The sequence below is a fragment of the Rahnella inusitata genome (assembly GCF_965118895.1).
In the GTDB taxonomy this organism is placed as follows: Bacteria; Pseudomonadota; Gammaproteobacteria; order Enterobacterales; family Enterobacteriaceae; genus Rahnella; species Rahnella inusitata_A.
This window is the reverse complement of the sequence record NZ_CBCPJJ010000014.1, coordinates 105,241-120,758: the sequence shown is the minus strand read 5'-3', so window position 1 is coordinate 120,758 and position 15,518 is coordinate 105,241. Positions and strand designations below refer to the sequence as shown.

At 54.9% G+C, this 15,518-nt stretch carries 17 protein-coding genes; 13 read left to right on the top strand and 4 right to left on the bottom strand.

The features are described from left to right. The first annotated feature begins 26 nt into the window (after window positions 1-26). The 7 genes from fdrA to ACMHLI_RS13990 all read left to right on the top strand — a co-directional run bounded on the left by fdrA (window position 27) and on the right by ACMHLI_RS13990 (window position 6,974). The gene (gene fdrA, locus ACMHLI_RS14020) at window positions 27-1,565 is read left to right on the top strand and encodes an acyl-CoA synthetase FdrA (RefSeq protein ID WP_413529995.1); all 1,539 of its coding nucleotides are present in this window, start codon (window positions 27-29) and stop codon (window positions 1,563-1,565) included. Continuing rightward, window positions 1,565-2,974: a DUF1116 domain-containing protein gene (locus tag ACMHLI_RS14015; RefSeq protein ID WP_413529994.1), complete on the top strand. Its 1,410-nt coding sequence runs from the start codon at window positions 1,565-1,567 to the stop codon at window positions 2,972-2,974. Before fdrA ends, ACMHLI_RS14015 begins: the two co-directional genes overlap by 1 nt. Beyond that, window positions 2,971-3,933 carry a carbamate kinase gene (locus ACMHLI_RS14010; protein ID WP_413529993.1) on the top strand — a complete coding sequence of 321 codons (963 nt, stop codon included), beginning with the start codon at window positions 2,971-2,973 and terminating at the stop codon, window positions 3,931-3,933. The genes ACMHLI_RS14015 and ACMHLI_RS14010 overlap by 4 nt, the downstream gene beginning before the upstream one ends. A gap of 10 nt (window positions 3,934-3,943) precedes the next feature. Further along, window positions 3,944-4,336, top strand: coding sequence for a glutamyl-tRNA amidotransferase (locus ACMHLI_RS14005; protein ID WP_413529992.1), 393 nt, complete (start codon window positions 3,944-3,946; stop codon window positions 4,334-4,336). A gap of 16 nt (window positions 4,337-4,352) precedes the next feature. Then, complete coding sequence (locus ACMHLI_RS14000; RefSeq protein ID WP_413529991.1) at window positions 4,353-5,573, top strand: cytosine permease; 1,221 nt, start codon at window positions 4,353-4,355, stop codon at window positions 5,571-5,573. Between the two features lie 85 nt (window positions 5,574-5,658). Further along, window positions 5,659-6,564, top strand: coding sequence for a LysR substrate-binding domain-containing protein (locus ACMHLI_RS13995; protein WP_413529990.1), 906 nt, complete (start codon window positions 5,659-5,661; stop codon window positions 6,562-6,564). Between the two features lie 26 nt (window positions 6,565-6,590). Beyond that, entirely contained in the window at window positions 6,591-6,974 is a 384-nt protein-coding gene (locus ACMHLI_RS13990; protein ID WP_413529989.1) for a hypothetical protein, read from the top strand. A gap of 68 nt (window positions 6,975-7,042) precedes the next feature. On the opposite strand, the gene ACMHLI_RS13985 is transcribed toward ACMHLI_RS13990, so the two are convergent. Next, the gene (locus ACMHLI_RS13985) at window positions 7,043-7,291 is read right to left on the bottom strand and encodes a GlsB/YeaQ/YmgE family stress response membrane protein (RefSeq protein ID WP_056775793.1); all 249 of its coding nucleotides are present in this window, start codon (window positions 7,289-7,291) and stop codon (window positions 7,043-7,045) included. A 416-nt stretch (window positions 7,292-7,707) separates the two neighbouring features. Between ACMHLI_RS13985 and bhsA the strand changes: the two genes are divergently transcribed. Together bhsA and ACMHLI_RS13975 are read left to right on the top strand one after the other, a co-directional pair. Beyond that, window positions 7,708-7,965: a multiple stress resistance protein BhsA gene (gene bhsA, locus ACMHLI_RS13980; RefSeq protein WP_208951449.1), complete on the top strand. Its 258-nt coding sequence runs from the start codon at window positions 7,708-7,710 to the stop codon at window positions 7,963-7,965. Between the two features lie 149 nt (window positions 7,966-8,114). Then, on the top strand, window positions 8,115-8,558 hold the full coding sequence (locus tag ACMHLI_RS13975) for a GNAT family N-acetyltransferase (protein WP_413529988.1): 444 nt from the start codon (window positions 8,115-8,117) through the stop codon (window positions 8,556-8,558). 47 nt (window positions 8,559-8,605) lie between these two features. Here ACMHLI_RS13975 and yfcF read toward each other — a convergent pair whose 3' ends face one another. Together yfcF and ACMHLI_RS13965 are read right to left on the bottom strand one after the other, a co-directional pair. Next, window positions 8,606-9,241, bottom strand: a complete 636-nt coding sequence (gene yfcF / locus ACMHLI_RS13970; RefSeq protein WP_413529987.1) for a glutathione transferase — start codon at window positions 9,239-9,241, stop codon at window positions 8,606-8,608. Window positions 9,242-9,349: 108 nt separating this feature from the next. Beyond that, entirely contained in the window at window positions 9,350-11,353 is a 2,004-nt protein-coding gene (locus tag ACMHLI_RS13965; RefSeq protein WP_413529986.1) for a methyl-accepting chemotaxis protein, read from the bottom strand. 245 nt (window positions 11,354-11,598) lie between these two features. Here ACMHLI_RS13965 and ACMHLI_RS13960 point away from each other — a divergent pair, with 245 nt between their 5' ends. Then, window positions 11,599-12,138 carry a hypothetical protein gene (locus ACMHLI_RS13960; RefSeq protein WP_413529985.1) on the top strand — a complete coding sequence of 180 codons (540 nt, stop codon included), beginning with the start codon at window positions 11,599-11,601 and terminating at the stop codon, window positions 12,136-12,138. A 14-nt stretch (window positions 12,139-12,152) separates the two neighbouring features. Next, window positions 12,153-12,623, top strand: a complete 471-nt coding sequence (locus ACMHLI_RS13955) for a GNAT family N-acetyltransferase (RefSeq protein WP_413529984.1) — start codon at window positions 12,153-12,155, stop codon at window positions 12,621-12,623. Here ACMHLI_RS13955 and ACMHLI_RS13950 read toward each other — a convergent pair. Then, on the bottom strand, window positions 12,620-13,072 hold the full coding sequence (locus ACMHLI_RS13950; protein ID WP_413529983.1) for an N-acetyltransferase family protein: 453 nt from the start codon (window positions 13,070-13,072) through the stop codon (window positions 12,620-12,622). The genes ACMHLI_RS13955 and ACMHLI_RS13950 overlap by 4 nt on opposite strands. Window positions 13,073-13,155: 83 nt before the next feature. Here ACMHLI_RS13950 and ACMHLI_RS13945 point away from each other — a divergent pair, with 83 nt between their 5' ends. Continuing rightward, window positions 13,156-14,337, top strand: coding sequence for a benzoate/H(+) symporter BenE family transporter (locus ACMHLI_RS13945; RefSeq protein ID WP_413529982.1), 1,182 nt, complete (start codon window positions 13,156-13,158; stop codon window positions 14,335-14,337). A gap of 133 nt (window positions 14,338-14,470) precedes the next feature. After that, window positions 14,471-15,502: an L-idonate 5-dehydrogenase gene (gene idnD, locus ACMHLI_RS13940; RefSeq protein WP_413529981.1), complete on the top strand. Its 1,032-nt coding sequence runs from the start codon at window positions 14,471-14,473 to the stop codon at window positions 15,500-15,502. Window positions 15,503-15,518 lie beyond the last annotated feature (16 nt).

Sequence of the window (15,518 nt, the reverse complement as noted above, 5' to 3'; positions counted from 1 at the left end):
ACAGGCAGTAAGCACAGGTAATTGTTATGAGTGTCATATCTCAGGTTTTCAGCAATATGTATCAAGACTCGGTTTCGCTGATGCAAATCTCCGCCAAAATCAGCAAACAGCCGGGCATCGAACAGGCGTCGGTGGTGATGGGCACCCAAACCAATCTGGCACAGCTGGCAGATGCCGGTCTGGGTCAGGATATCAAAGCCGGACCTAATGATCTGATTATTGCCGTCAAAGGTGTTGAAGCGGCCTGCAAAGAGGCGATGGCGCTGGCGCGTGAACTGCTCAGCAGCAAACCGCAGGAATCTGCCACCGACGGCGTTTTCGCGCCCACTCTGGTGAGTCTCGATATGGCACTGGAACGCCATCCGCAGATCAATCTGGCGCTGATTTCCGTGCCGGGTGATTACGCCGCCGCCGAGGCGATTAAGGCGCTGCAGCTGGATATGAACGTGATGCTGTTCAGCGATAACGTCAGTCTGGTGTTGGAAAAACAGATCAAGACGCTGGCTCGCGAAAAGAACCGGCTGGTGATGGGGCCCGACTGTGGGACCGCAATCATCAATGGTATGCCGCTGGGCTTCGCTAACGTAGTGACACGTGGCACAGTCGGTGTGGTTGGCGCATCCGGCACCGGCGTGCAGGAAGTCACCTGTCGCGTGGATCACCTCGGCGCAGGCATTTCACAGGCGCTCGGCACCGGTGGCCACGATCTGCATGAAGAGATTGGTGGTATTTCCATGTTGTACGGCCTGGAGATGCTGGCAAACGATCCGCAAACAAAAGTCATCGTACTGATTTCCAAACCGCCTGCCCGTGCCGTGGCAGAACGCATTCTTGAACAGGCCAGCACCTGCGGCAAACCGGTGGTGGTGAATTTCCTCGGTGCACAACCGGCTGATATCACCCATGAGCGCGTTTTTGCAGCAACCACACTGGCAGAAGCGGCCGACATGGCGGTCGCGCTGCTTAACGGCAAACCGTCGGTGACGAAATTGGGTGAAATCATCAATCCAGAGCAATGCCACGCATTACCGGCAACGCGCACCGATATTCGCGGCGTCTTTGCCGGCGGCACCTTCTGCTTTGAAAGCCAGCTGATTTGCCAGCAACAGGGCTTTAGTGCCGCTTCCAATACACCGGTTTCAGGCAACAAGAAACTCGCTGATTTGTGGCGCAGCAGCGGCCATACACTAATCGACATGGGCGATGACGATTTCACTCGTGGTAAACCACACCCGATGATCGACCCGACGCTGCGCAATCAACGCATCGCGGCGGAAATCAGCGACGCCCATACCGCCGTCCTGTTGTTTGACTTAGTGCTCGGCTATGGCGCAGCCGCTGAACCGGCGGCTGAGTTGCTGGAGATCCTCGCACAACATCCGCGTAAAAACTGTCCGCTGTTGGTCGCTCACGTCTGCGGCACCGAAGCCGACCCACAACAACGTTCCCGTCAGATTCAGGCGCTGCGTAACGCCGGTGTATTGGTCGCCGAATGCAACGCGCAGGCGGCACTGTGGGCCAGCCAGATTGCCCGCATTCAGGCAGATAAGAAGGAGGCAAAATAATGAATACATTACTCAATCAGCCACTGTCCGTGGTCAATGCTGGACTTAACAGCTTTGCTGAAAATCTGAAAACCGCCGGTTGCGAGGTAGTACCGCTTAGCTGGCAGCCGCCTGCCCTCGGCGATATCGATGCCGGTCTGAGTCTGGCGCAGTTACTGCGCCATCCGCTGGTCGAAAAAGCCAATGAAGTGGCGTTTGCCCGATATCTGAGCGCGCAACCGGCGTTGGTTGACGTGCTGTCTGCACGCGAAGCGATTCCGGCGATGGCCGCACGTAAATTGATCCTGCACTCCGGCCCGCCGATTGCGTGGCAGGACATGTGCGGCCCGGTCAAAGGCGCGATTATTGGCGCGGTGATGTATGAAGGTTGGGCAACCGGTCATCAGAATGCGGAACAGCTGATTGCGTCCGGGGAAATCGACCTCGAGCCTTGTCATCACTATCACGCCGTCGGCCCGATGGCAGGGATCATCAGTCCGTCGATGCCGCTGTGGGTAATTGAGAACAAAACTAACGGCAGGCGGGCGTTCAGTAATTTCAACGAGGGACTGGGCAAGGTTTTACGCTTTGGCGCGAACAGTGCCGACGTGCTGGAACGCCTGCATTGGATGGCGAAAACGCTGGCTCCGGCGATGAAAGCCGCGGTTAAACACATCGGCGAACTGGAGCTGAAACCACTGATGGCGCAGGCGTTGCACATGGGCGATGAAGTCCACAACCGCAACGCGGCGGCGACCGGTTTACTGATCAAACGTCTGATGCCTGCGCTGCTCGAATGCCAGCTGCCGCTGCAGCAGCTTCAGGGCTGCGTGGCGTTTATTACCGGCAACGATCACTTTTTCCTCAACCTGTCGATGGCCGCCTGCAAAGCCATGATAGATGCCGCCGCCGACGTGCCTTATAGCTCAATGGTCACCGTGATGGCGCGTAACGGCGTCAATTTCGGTATTCGCCTCTCCGGCACCGGCGACCGCTGGTATCAGGCACCGGCGAATCCGGTGGAAGGCCTGTTCTTCCCCGGCTACGGTGTGGAAGATGCCGCCGCCGATCTGGGGGACAGCGCCATCACCGAAACCGCAGGAGTCGGTGGCTTTGCGATGGCGTCGTCTCCGGCCATCGTAAAATTTGTCGGCGGAACGCCAGCCGATGCCTCCAATAACAGCCGGAAAATGCAGTTGATTACGCTCGGCGGCAATCCTGCCTTTACCCTGCCTGCGCTAAATTTCGCCCCGACGGCGGCGGGCATCGACGCCCGTAAAGTCGCCGATCGCGCCATCTTGCCGATCATCAATACCGGCATCGCCCATAAACAGGCGGGCGTCGGGCAGATAGGTGCCGGGATCACCACCGCACCGATGTCTTGCTTTGTCGATGCCCTTCAGGCGCTGGCTCAGGAGATTTCAGCATGAAAAAACCTTTAGCGGTCGTGGCCGTCGGCGGTAACGCGCTGATCGTCAATGAACGGAAAAACAGTATCCCGGATCAATACCAGGCGGTGATCGACAGCGTGCGTCCGGTGGTCGATATGATTGAAGCGGGCTGGGACGTGGTGCTTACCCACGGCAACGGGCCGCAGGTCGGTTTTATCCTGCGCCGCTCGGAGCTGGCGGCCAGCGAAGTTTCACAGGTGCCGCTCGATTACGCGGTTGGCGATACGCAGGGCGCCATCGGTTATATGTTCCAGAAGGCGCTGTTAAACGAGCTGCAACAGCGCGGGATTTCTCGCCCGGTGGTGGCCGTCGTGACGCAGACATTGGTCAGCGCTGAAGACCCGGCGTTCCGGAACCCGAGCAAACCGGTCGGTGCTTTTATGGATCATGCTACAGCGCTGCAACGCCAGCAGGAACTCGGCTGGAGCATTGCCGAAGACGCCGGACGCGGCTGGCGCAGGACAGTACCTTCACCGCTGCCGCTGGATATTCTCGAGCGCGAAACTATCAGCACGCTGCTGGCGCAGGGCTGCATTGCGATTGCCTGCGGCGGCGGCGGTATTCCGGTAGTACGTAATTCCCACCAGCAGCTCGAAGGCGTGGAAGCGGTGATCGATAAAGATCTGGCATCAGCACTTCTGGCCGAACAGCTCAGCGCCGATCTGCTACTGATCCCAACCGGCGTGGAACAGGTCGCCGTGAATTTTGGTACGCCGCAACAGCAGTGGCTGAGCAATCTGAGCGTGGAACAGGCCGAAACGTTCATCCGCGAAGGGCAATTTGGCGCGGGCAGTATGCAGCCGAAAGTCGAAGCCATCGTGAAATTTATCAACAACAGCCAGCAACAGGGAAAAAGTGCCAAAGGGTTGATCACTACCCCGGACGCGATTAAAGCGGCACTCAATCACCACACCGGCACCTGGATTTCTAACATTTAAGGATAAAACGATGGAAAACAATGTACTGCTCGCCGTAAACGGCACACTGATGCGCGGCCTGGAACTGAACCCAAACATGACCAAAGTCGGCGGCGTGTTCGTGCGTGAAGACAGCACCGATGCGCATTACCGTTTATGGACGATTAACGATCGCCATCCGGGCATGATCCGCGTTTCGCAGGGCGGAAATAACGTTAGTCTGGAAATCTGGTCGCTGCCACCGGCGTCGTTCGCCACATTATTAAGCAGTGAACCCGCTGGGCTCTCTATCGGCAAAGTAAAATTACAAAACGGCAGCGAAATGCTCGGCGTACTGGCTGAACCTTGGCTGGTTGAAGGGCAGACTGAGATCACTGGGACCGGCGGCTGGCGTCAATATACCGGGCATCATCACACCGCCTGAATAGGGAAATATAAATATGCGTAAAACAGAAAATACTCCGACTACGGCGTCGGGATTACGTATTGCGATGATTTTACTCGGCATTGCCGTGACGCCGGTCTTGCTATCGTCTTCAAGCCTGGGTAATCAGCTGTCAGGTTCGCAGTTGGTCACGGTGGTCGCACTGGGCGGGATTATCCTGACCCTGCTGGCCGCCATTACTATCTGCGTGGGCGAAAAAGCCCGCCTGCCCACCTACGGCATTGTGAAATATGCCTTCGGCGAGAAAGGCGCGGTGGCGATTAACATTCTGATGGCGGTCAGCCTGTTAGGCTGGATTGCGGTCACCGCCAACATGTTCGGCCACTCAGTACATGATTTGCTGGCGCAGCATGGCCTGGAATTACCGACTTCAATCCTGGTGGCTCTGGGCTGCTGTCTGTTTGTCGCCTCGACGGCATTTGGTTTCGCCGTTCTCGGCAAAATCGCACAGGTGGCGGTGCCGGTAATTGCGCTGGTGCTGTGCTACATCCTGTATGTCGCCACCCACGGAACGGCGCCGGTAATGGAGAGCGTCAGCCAAATGAACACCGGCGTTGCGGTTTCTACCGTGGTCGGCACTATCATCGTTTTAGTCGCAACGCTGCCCGATTTCGGCAGTTTCGTGCATAACCGCAAACATGCCCTGATTGCGGCAGCGGCAGCGTTTCTGGTGGCCTATCCGTTGCTGTACTGGGCGGGGGCGATGCCGAGCGCGCTGAGCGGTCAGGGGTCTTTATTAGGTGCCATGGCCACCTTTGGCGCGGTATTACCAGCTGCCCTGCTGCTGATTTTCGCCTGCATCACCGGTAATGCGGGGAATATGTTCCAGGGTACGCTGGTGGTTTCCACCCTGCTGACCCGCTTCCCAAAATGGCAGATCACCCTGGCGCTTGGCGTACTGTCAGCGATTGTCGGCAGCATGGACATCATGGCGTGGTTCATTCCGTTCCTGCTGTTTTTAGGGGTTGCCACTCCGCCGGTTGCCGGGATTTATATCGCTGATTTCTTCCTGTATCGCCGCAACGGCTATCAGGCAGAAGTTCTGATCCGTGAGCCACAAATCAAGTTACTGACTTTTGTCGCCTGGTTGCTCGGCTCGGCGGTCGGTTTCATGACGGTTAAAGGCATGATGACGCTGACCACAATTCCGTCCGTGGATTCGATTCTGGTGGCCTGTGTTTGTTATGCGTTGTTTAGCCGGATGCAAAACCACTAACCGCGAAAAGGGTAAAATGCGTCATAATTGAGGAAATCCGTCGTCATGACGGATTTCCTTTTTTTTGCGGCAGGAGCGCCTCTGTATGCTGATTTCTGATGAAAGTATTCGTATCGTCCATCTGGTCGCGAAATACCAAAGTATTACCACCGCCGCCGATCAGCTGAATAAAGTCCCTTCTGCCATCAGCTATACCGTCAAAAAGCTCGAAGAAAGCCTCGGCGTGGCGCTGTTTATACGCAAAGGCAACCATATCGAGCTCACCCCGGCGGGACAGTATTTTATCCGCCACAGTCAGACCCTGCTCAGCGATCTCGATGCCCTAAAACGCAACACAGCGCTTATCCACGACGGCGTCGAGCAGGAATTTATCATCGCGGTGAATAACATCGTGCCGATGCCTGTGCTGGTAGATTTTATCAGCGCCTTTGAGCGGACGTTTCCGTCGACGCGGCTGTCGCTGAACGTCGAGGTTTATAACGGCTGCTGGGATGCGCTCTACAGTAAACGGGCCGACCTGGTGATTGGCGCGCCGCATAATGTGCCGGGCAGCGAAGGCGTGATTACCGAAAGTCTGGGACAGCTGGAATGGGATTTCGTCGTCGGACCGCAGCATCCGCTGGCCACCCTGATGCAACCGCTAACTAATACCGAGCTGCGGCAATATCCGGCGGTATGTATCCGCGATACCGCTGTGAATTTCGCACATCAGCAGGCATGGCTGCTCGAAGGCCAGAAACCGTTGTTTGTGCCTGATTTTCCTATCGCTATTTCGCTTATCGAGCGCAATACCGGCATCGGCTATCTACCCCATCATCTGGCCTTACCGCTGCTCAATAACGGCCAGCTTGTGAAAAAACCCATGCTGGAACATAAACATGCGACGCAACTGTTTCTCGCCGCCCGCTCCGACGGCCTGGGTAAAGTCTGTCAGTGGTGTCTCGATTACCTGCTGGATCCGGGTATCAAAGCCGAACTGTGCGGAAAATGACGCGTTTTAATTGATTGAGAATCAACATGCCAAAAATCAAAAGTCAGGAAGCCCTGGTGCGTCAGCGCAAACGCTGGGTAATGCTGGCGGTGCTGGTGGCTCTTATTACAGGAAGCTATCAGTGGTGGAAGCAGGGAAAACTGATTTCCGAAACCTGGAGCCCGAATAAGCAATATGTCGTGCGCGAATACCGGACGTTCGATTTTCTTCCGCGCATGGCCATGCCGGGCGATGGCGGGCATTATTCAGGTTACATCCGGGTGTATAACCGCGACGGTAAGCAGTTCTACGAAGAGTACTCCGACTTGCTCGATTTTATCGAAGGGCCGTTTTGGTCAAATGACGGGGTTTACTGGATGGGCAATGATAATCAGGACATCGTGAGATTGCCGACAACGCCGGTAGAATGAGGTTTTAAGATACAAAAAAGCCGCGACACTGCGCGGCTTTTGTCTTTTTCAGGCGTAATGGAAACCCATTAGCTCCTGATTTTGCGGTAAATAAACAGAACCACAATCGCACCGATTACCGCGACAACGAAGCTGCCGAAGTTGAAACCGTCTACGCGGCCAAAGCCGAAGAAAGTACTGATGTAACCACCCACTACAGCACCGACAACACCCAGTACTACAGTCAGAATGAAACCGCCGCCATCTTTGCCCGGCATGATCCACTTAGCCAGAATACCTGCAATAAGACCAAAGATGATCCAGGATAAAATTCCCATTTTCGACTCCTCCGAATAAATTTCCGTTACCGTGAATATTGTTCAGCCAAGTCGGCCAAACAAAAGCAGAACCTTTAAGATGCTGCGGTCTGGGTGGCAGGTTTATTTTCATGCCCCACGCACAACCCGTTTCTGATACTACCCTGAAAGCGTAGCACTGAATCGACAAACCCGCCAAAAATCAGCAGGAAGGAGAAAATAGCAGCATAAAGTGACGTTGTTTAAGGCTGCGTCAGCATTCAGGGGGTTTCGTCAGGTACACGCACAGGGACGTAAAATTGCGTAAAAAGTAGACCAAATATTTTGAATGACTTACTCAAATCAATCCGTTTTTCATCTCCGCGTATCAGGCCTATTATACCTCCATCGAAAGGCAACCACCTTTCACTCTCACAAACCTGAATGGAATACTTATCATGAAAAACGTCAAAATTTTTGCTGTAGCTGCCACCCTCTCCCTGATTTCTTTCGGTAGCTTCGCGGCTCAGCAGGTCACTCAGCCATCCGGTGACATGCAGAAAATCGGTGTTATCTCCGCCGCTAACTCCACTACCCTGAGTGGCCTGGAAGCGAAACTGTCACAGCAGGCGAAAGATGCCGGTGCGTCTTCTTACCGCATCATCTCCGTGACCGGTAACAACAAACTGCACGCTGACGCTGAAATCTACAAATAATCGTCACGCCGGATCATCGCTCCGATAAAACCCGCTGAAAAGCCTGTGGAAGCTCATCTTCCACAGGCTTTTTTTTGGTTTCGGCTTCATTGGAAACTTCCTGCACGATTGTCTATTCTGGATTGCCGACACTTATAAGGAATCCTGTCATGAAGACCCGTCTCACCCATACACCGTCCCCCGAAGACCTTGAAGAAATCAAAACAGAACTGCGTAATTTCAACAGCAACTTTATTCACAGGCCAACACTCCGTGAGTTAGGCGTATTTGTTGAAGATGAGAACGGCAAGAAGCAGGCCGGGATTGTGGCTGAAACTGTCGGAAAGTGGATGTACATTCAGATGTTGTGGGTTGATGAGTCACTGCGCGGGAAAGATGTCGGCACGCAACTGATTACCGAAGCGGAAGAAGAAGCCAAAGCGCGTGGCTGCCGGTATTCACTGGTTGATACCTTCAGTTTTCAGGCGCGTCCGTTTTATGAACGTATGGGATATAACGTGCAGATGGCACTGGAAGATTACATCGATGACTCCCGTGCGCCGGAGGATGCACCTTCAACCCATACGCGCTTTTTCCTGACCAAATCTCTGTAATCTGCTTTTTCGCGCAGTCAGTTTTTCGGCTGACTGCGCCCTTCATTTTATTTCTTCGCTGATAACGCCAGCCATTCTAAAACTGAAGGTCTTTGCCATTGCGCCTCGGCGTAAGCGGCGAGTTTTTCCGGCATCGGATCGCCGTTTATATGCAGACGGTTCAGCATCAGCGCCAGATCCACATCCGCAATACTCCATTCACCAAACAAATGCGTTTTATCACCGAGCAGACGCTCAGCGGCGGCGTAAAGTTTTTCGGCGGCCTGCTGACCTTTGGCGGACAGCGCCGGACGTTTCGCACCGGCAAACACCACTTCAGTCGAACGTTCTTCACGGACAGGCATCAGATCGCTGCGCAGCCACGCCTGAACTTCGCGGGCCTTGGCGCGGTTTTCCGGATCGAGCGGATAAATCGCCGGAAACGTCGGCGCGGGGAACAGCTCATCAACATATTCGTCAATCGCAGAAGATTCAGATAAGACAAAAGTGCCATTGGTGAGCGTCGGCACGCGGCGGGTGACGGAAATCGCCGAATACGTTTCCTTCAGGTTCTCCGCTTCGGCCAGATCGACGGTTTCCAGTTCAAACGGAATGCCTTTTTCAGTCAACGCGACAAAGGCTGACATCACGTAAGGACTGAAATAATTGGCGTCGGAATATAAAATCAGCGAAGGCTGGCTCATGACGAACTCCTGAAGAAATAAAGCAAAAGGATAAAAAACATAGCGCAGAAAAGGGGATGTGTCGTCAGAAAAAGCCTTCTCCCCGGCGGGAGAAGGCGGTGTAAATCATTATTTCAGCCGGAACACCTGCACGATTTCGTTGAGGCGGCGTGCCTGATCTTCAAGCGAAGCCGAGGCGGCAGAGGCCTGCTGCACCAGCGCGGAGTTTTGCTGGGTGACGCCGTCCATCTCATGCACCGCCTGCGTGACCTGAGTGATACCGCGCGACTGCTCGTCGGAGGCCGAGACGATTTCACTCATGATGTCGCGCACGTCGGTGATCGCTTTCATGATCTCTTTCATCGTCTCACCGGCATTTTTTACCAGCCCGACACCGTGATCGACGCGTGAGGTCGATTCCGCGATCAGTGCGGAAATCTCTTTTACCGCGTCGGCGCTGCGCTGCGCCAGACTGCGCACTTCCGCTGCAACTACCGCGAATCCGCGCCCCTGTTCGCCTGCGCGGGCGGCTTCAACCGCCGCGTTCAGCGCCAGAATATTGGTCTGAAACGCGATGCCGTTGATAACGGAAGTAATGTCAGCAATGCGACGCGAACTGTCGTCAATCTCGCCCATAATTCCCACAACGTCGGACATAATGCTATTCCCCTTTCCGGCAATCGTGGTGGCGTTTTCGGTCAGCTCGGTAGCAACGTGCGCGTTGTCAGCGTTTTGTTTTACCGTAGCGGTCAGCTGTTCCATGCTGGCGGCGGTTTCTTCCAGCGCGGCGGCCTGCTGCTCGGTTCGCGAAGCCAGGTCGATATTCCCCGCCGCAATCTGCGACGCCCCGCTGCCGACGGCGTGACTGGTGGAAATAATGTCAGTCACCACGTGCCTCAGCTGCGCCTGCATGGTTTGCAGCGCGAAGAAGATACTGGTGCGGTCATTTTTCTGCGTCACAATCGGATGCGTTAAATCGCCGTCGGCCACCGTCAGCGCAATTTTCGCGGCATCTGCCGGTTCACCGCCGACCGGGCGCAGCACTTTGCGGGTGAAAATAATGCTCAACACGGCAAACACTACGACGATGCTTAATACCATCAGCACCAGCGCGGAATACAACTGCCGCGTGCTCTCTTTCATCACCGCATTGACCGGCGCCACAATCCCCAGCATCCACGGCGTACCGGTATTGCCAATCTGAATCGGCACAAATTCGGCAAAGGCTTTTTCGCCCAGTATGGGATCCTGCTGCTCACTGCTAAAAAATGCGCCGGTCTGGATGCTTTTCAGCAACGGCGCATCGTTTTCCAGTTTTTTCGTCACCTGATCTTTTTGCGGCGAGGAAATGTAATTACCGGACTGCGAAAACAGCATCGCATAGCCGGTGCCCTGATAGGGTTTGATGCCGTTGACCATGGTCTGCAAAGTTTGCAGCGAGAAATCCGCCGTAACCGATCCCAGGAATTTGCCCTCGACGATGATAGGCACGGCAATCGAAGTCAGCAGTGTATTGACGCCGTTGTACGGATAGCTATAAGGCTCGAGTATCACCTCTTTTTTCAGCTTACGCGGCAGCAGATAATAATCGCCGCTGCCCGGCGTTTCGTAATCGGTCAGGTTATGCAGCACGACGTTGCCGCTGGTGTCGCGGTCAACATAACGGACATAGCGACCGTCCGGATCCTGCCCCGGCTGGGCGGCTAACTCGTCATCTTTGCCATCAAACGCGTCCGGCTCCCACGCCAGCGACATAGAGAGGAAATCCGGGTGATTTTTTAGCGCGTTTTGCAACAATGTATCGGCCAGTTTGCGGTCGGCGTGTCCGGCTTCGCGCAGGCTCAGCATGCTCTGCCCCAGATCGCGGGCGGCATAGAGTGCAGTATCGAGTTTCTGACGGGCAAGATAACCGTCGGTGTTGGCGGTCTGCTGAAGATAACGGCGGGCGATATCACGTTGCTGATTGGCGGACTGCCAGCTCAGCAAACCGACCGTAATGATGTAACCCAGACTGATGGTCAGCAGCCCGACAATCAGCATCAGCGTGCGGGTGCGCATCGCCTTTCTTTGCTGTGTTTTTTGCTTCTTTGGCGCAGCCGTGGCCGCAGGTGAGAACGCCTGACTCTGACTCATAAAACTCCCCGGAACAGTCAACGTGCTGTGAAAAACTCACTGTAGAAAATGGGTTATCTGTCCCTGATACATGTCCTCTGCGGATGAGCAGGAATTCCGTTATCGTCTGAATTATCGGCACAGACCGGAGATGCTTTAGCCAAAACGGGTAAAATCCTCCCCGAAAAGATAAACGTTCGCATCCTGCCCACGTCTCCCTATACTGCTGTTATGTCGGCTAATTCAGACCTGTTCAGGAAACTCCTATGAAGTCATGGCTTTTACCTCTGCTGTTACTTGTGCCGCTGTGCTCGCAGGCGGCATCGACGCCGAAAGAAATCAAAACCCGCTTTAACCAGTTTAAGGTGGGCGATAAGACCATTTGCCTGGATGACGTGACCTACGCCAACAACAACAAAATGAAGGTGATCGAGAACGGTTTTGTGGTGTCTAAACGCAAAAACGTGCTGGTTTACCAAAGCAATACGCTGTTTTTGCTGGGCAATGAGGTGACGGTAAATATCAAAGCGATCATCGAAAGCCGGATTGGCAAAACGTCGTTCAGCAATCAGTTTAAGCAGGCGATGATTCAGGTCGAAGGGCTGGACGATCCGACGCGCGCCGGTGAGAAAGCCAAAATCATTCAGTCTTTCCAGGAAGTGGTGGCGGATAAAGACAATCAGACGCCGTACAGTTCGGTAGCGCTGACCGACAACGGCTACATCATCACGCAGGCGGAAAGCCATTCGACCACCATCAGCGAATGCTATGTGACGCCGTATAAAAAACCGGAAATCATTAAATAACGCAGAGGGAAAGGATGACTGTATTAATGCCCATGAGCGCCACGTTCTTTGAGGAATTCGCAGAGCAGCTGGCAATAGATTACGCCGAAGAAAATGTGACAGCCGGTTTGTGGCTGGAAGAGACGGCCCTTGAACGCGCGCGAAGTTCAACGCAGAACGCGCTGCCGCAGGGCATCAACACGCCCGATCATTATCTGTTTGAAATTAAAGCCGACGAACAAAGCGAAACCGCCGGCTATCTGTGGTTTGCCAACGTGGAACGGTACGGCGTGCGCAGCGCGTTTGTGTATGAGCTGACGGTTTATCCGCAATTTCGCCGTCAGGGACATGCCGCCGCCGCGTTTCGTCTGATGGAGGAACGCCTGCGCCAACTCGGCAGTGTAGCGATCGAACTGAATGTTTTCGCCAGCAATCCGGGCGCACAGGCGTTGTACGCCAGCCTGGGTTACGTCACCACCAAAATGAACATGCGCAAACCGCTTTAACGGATATATTTCATAAAGTTGGTCGGCTGCCCAACCCGGTCATACAGTTTGCGCGCGGTGTGGTTGGTGGTTTGCGTCATCCAGTACACGTTGGCTTTGCCGTTCTCGTCGGCGTAAGCGTACACCGCTTCAATCAGCTTCTGCCCGATCCCCAGATTGCGCGCGCTGTCATCGACATATAAATCCTGCAGGTATACCACCTGATTCATATGCCAGCCGTGATCGTGATTCAGGCAGTTCACCAGCCCGACCAGTTTCCCCTGATATTCCGCCAAAAAGCCAAACATACCCGCGTAGTTCGGGTCCGAAAGACGCTGGAACGTGAAATCAAACTGCGAAGGGTCGAGCCTTGACTGATAAAAATCGAGATAATCGCGCCACAGCGTTTCCCAGCCTTCACGGTCAGCGGATGTTAATGGGCGAATAACAATGTGATCAGATTGGCTCATGGGCTTTCTCTCTGTTAAATATAAGTAATCTCCATGCAGTTTATTGCAACTGTCGTTCTTTTCGCCAGAAGGATTTTTCAGCCATGTCGTCACGTTTCAACGTCAGGGATCTCACGTTTTCGGCGGTGATCGCCGGATTTGTTGCCGTATTAGTCGGATATACCAGCTCAGCGGCGATTATCTTTCAGGCGGCAGAGGCGGCAGGTGCCACTGCGGGGCAGATTGGCGGCTGGCTGAGCATGCTCGGCCTGGGAATGGGCGTCACCAGCATCGGTTTATCATTGTATTACCGCACGCCGGTGGTGACCGCGTGGTCGACGCCCGGCGCGGCGCTGCTGGTCACCAGCCTGCCCGGTACCTCGATCAACGAAGCGATTGGCGTTTTCGTGTTTGCTAGCGGGCTGATTCTGCTGTGCGGCGTCACCGGATTATTCGCCAGACTGATGCATTACATTCCACAGGCGCTCTCGGCCGCAATGCTCGGCGGGATCCTGTTGCGGTTCGGGCTGAACGCCTTCACGTCACTGCAAAGCAATTTCGCGCTGGCGGGAACGATGTGCCTGGTTTATCTGCTGGCGAAACGCGCCCTGCCCCGTTACGCAGTGGTGCTCGCGCTGGCCGCAGGGCTTATCGTCGCCGGATTACAGGGCAATATCGCGCTGCACGGCCAGACGCTGACCTTTGCCACGCCGGAGTTTGTGATGCCGCATTTCACGCTCTCCTCGATTATCGGTATCGGAATTCCTTTCTTTGTGGTGACGATGGCGTCGCAAAACGCACCCGGCATTGCCACGCTGAAAGCGCACGGTTACAACCTGCCGGTTTCACCGTTGATTTCCTGGACAGCGCTGACTGCGTTGATTTTGGCACCGTTCGGCGGTTTTACCATCTGTATCGCCGCCATTACCGCCGCGATTTGTATGGGCGAGGATATTCATCCCGATCCGAAAAAGCGTTATATGGCCGCGGTCGCGGCGGGCGTGTTTTATCTGATTGCCGGAGTGTTTGGCGGGTCGATTGGCATGGTCTTTACCGCGCTGCCTGAAGCGCTGATCCACACCATCGCTGGTCTGGCGCTGCTCGGCACGATTGCCGGGAGTTTGTATCGCGCGCTGGAAAACGAACATCAGCGCGACGCGGCAATCATTACGTTTCTGATCACCGCGTCCGGCGTGACGTTGCTGGGCGTAGGATCGGCATTCTGGGGGCTGCTCGGCGGCGTGATCACCCATCTGATCCTCAGTATTCCTGCGCGAAAAAGATGAGTCCGTTCAAGTTATGGGTAACAGGTTTTCGTAACACGGCACAAAGTGATGGCGATCACATTTTTCACCGCCCAAACGCTCTTTACTGGGGATAATCAGGCAACACACGCCCCCTTTAAAGAGCGAGAAATCCATGACTACTGCCACGCAATCCTGCGTCGTGACCGGAAAAAAAGACGTTTCGGTCATCGACCAGACAATTGATTACACAGGCCAGGGCACTTTGGTGAAAATTACCCGCGGCGGCATCTGCGGCTCCGATCTGCATTACTACGAACACGGCGCAGTCGGTGATTTCAAAGTGCGCGAAGCGATGGTGCTCGGCCATGAAGTGGTCGGCGTGGTGGAGAAATCTGACAACCCGCGTTTACAGCCTGGCCAGAAAGTGGCGCTCAACCCAAGCAAGCCGTGCAAAACCTGTAAATACTGCCTGTCCGGCGACGAAAACCAATGCACGACGATGAAATTTTTCGGCAGCGCGATGTATTTCCCGCACATCAACGGCGCGTTTACCCAATACAAAATCGTCGACAGCGATCAGTGCATTCCGTACGACAATCAGGTCAGTGACCGGCTGATGGTGTTCGCCGAACCGCTGGCCGTTGCTATTCACGCGGTGAATCAGGCCGGTGATGTGCGTGGCAAAACGGTATTCGTGTCCGGCGTCGGGCCAATTGGCTGCCTGATTGTACTGGCGGCGCAAGCCCAGGGCGCGGCACAGATTGTCGTGACGGATCCGAGCGAACGCTGCCGCACGCTGGCACTCGCCGTCGGTGCCGACAAAGCGCTGGACGCCGCACAGGGCGATTTCACCGCGTATCAGGCCGAAAAAGGCTTTTTCGATGTATCCTTCGACGCTTCCGGCCACCCTTCATCCATCCGCCGCTGTCTGGAAGTCACCCGCGCGCGCGGTACGCTGGTCCAGGTCGGGATGGGGCCGGTGGTCAATGAATTTCCGCTGATGATGCTGATTGCCAAAGAAATTAACTGGGTCGGCAGCTTCCGCTTCACCGAAGAGTTCAACACGGCAGTGGAATGGCTGGCGAATAAAACCGTCGATCCGATGCCATTGCTCTCCGCTGAATTCCCGCAGGGTGATTTACTGGAAGCGCTGGAGTTTGCACTGGATAAATCCAAAGCCTCAAAAGTGCAGCTGGTTTTCTAACCTGCATTTTTCCGGT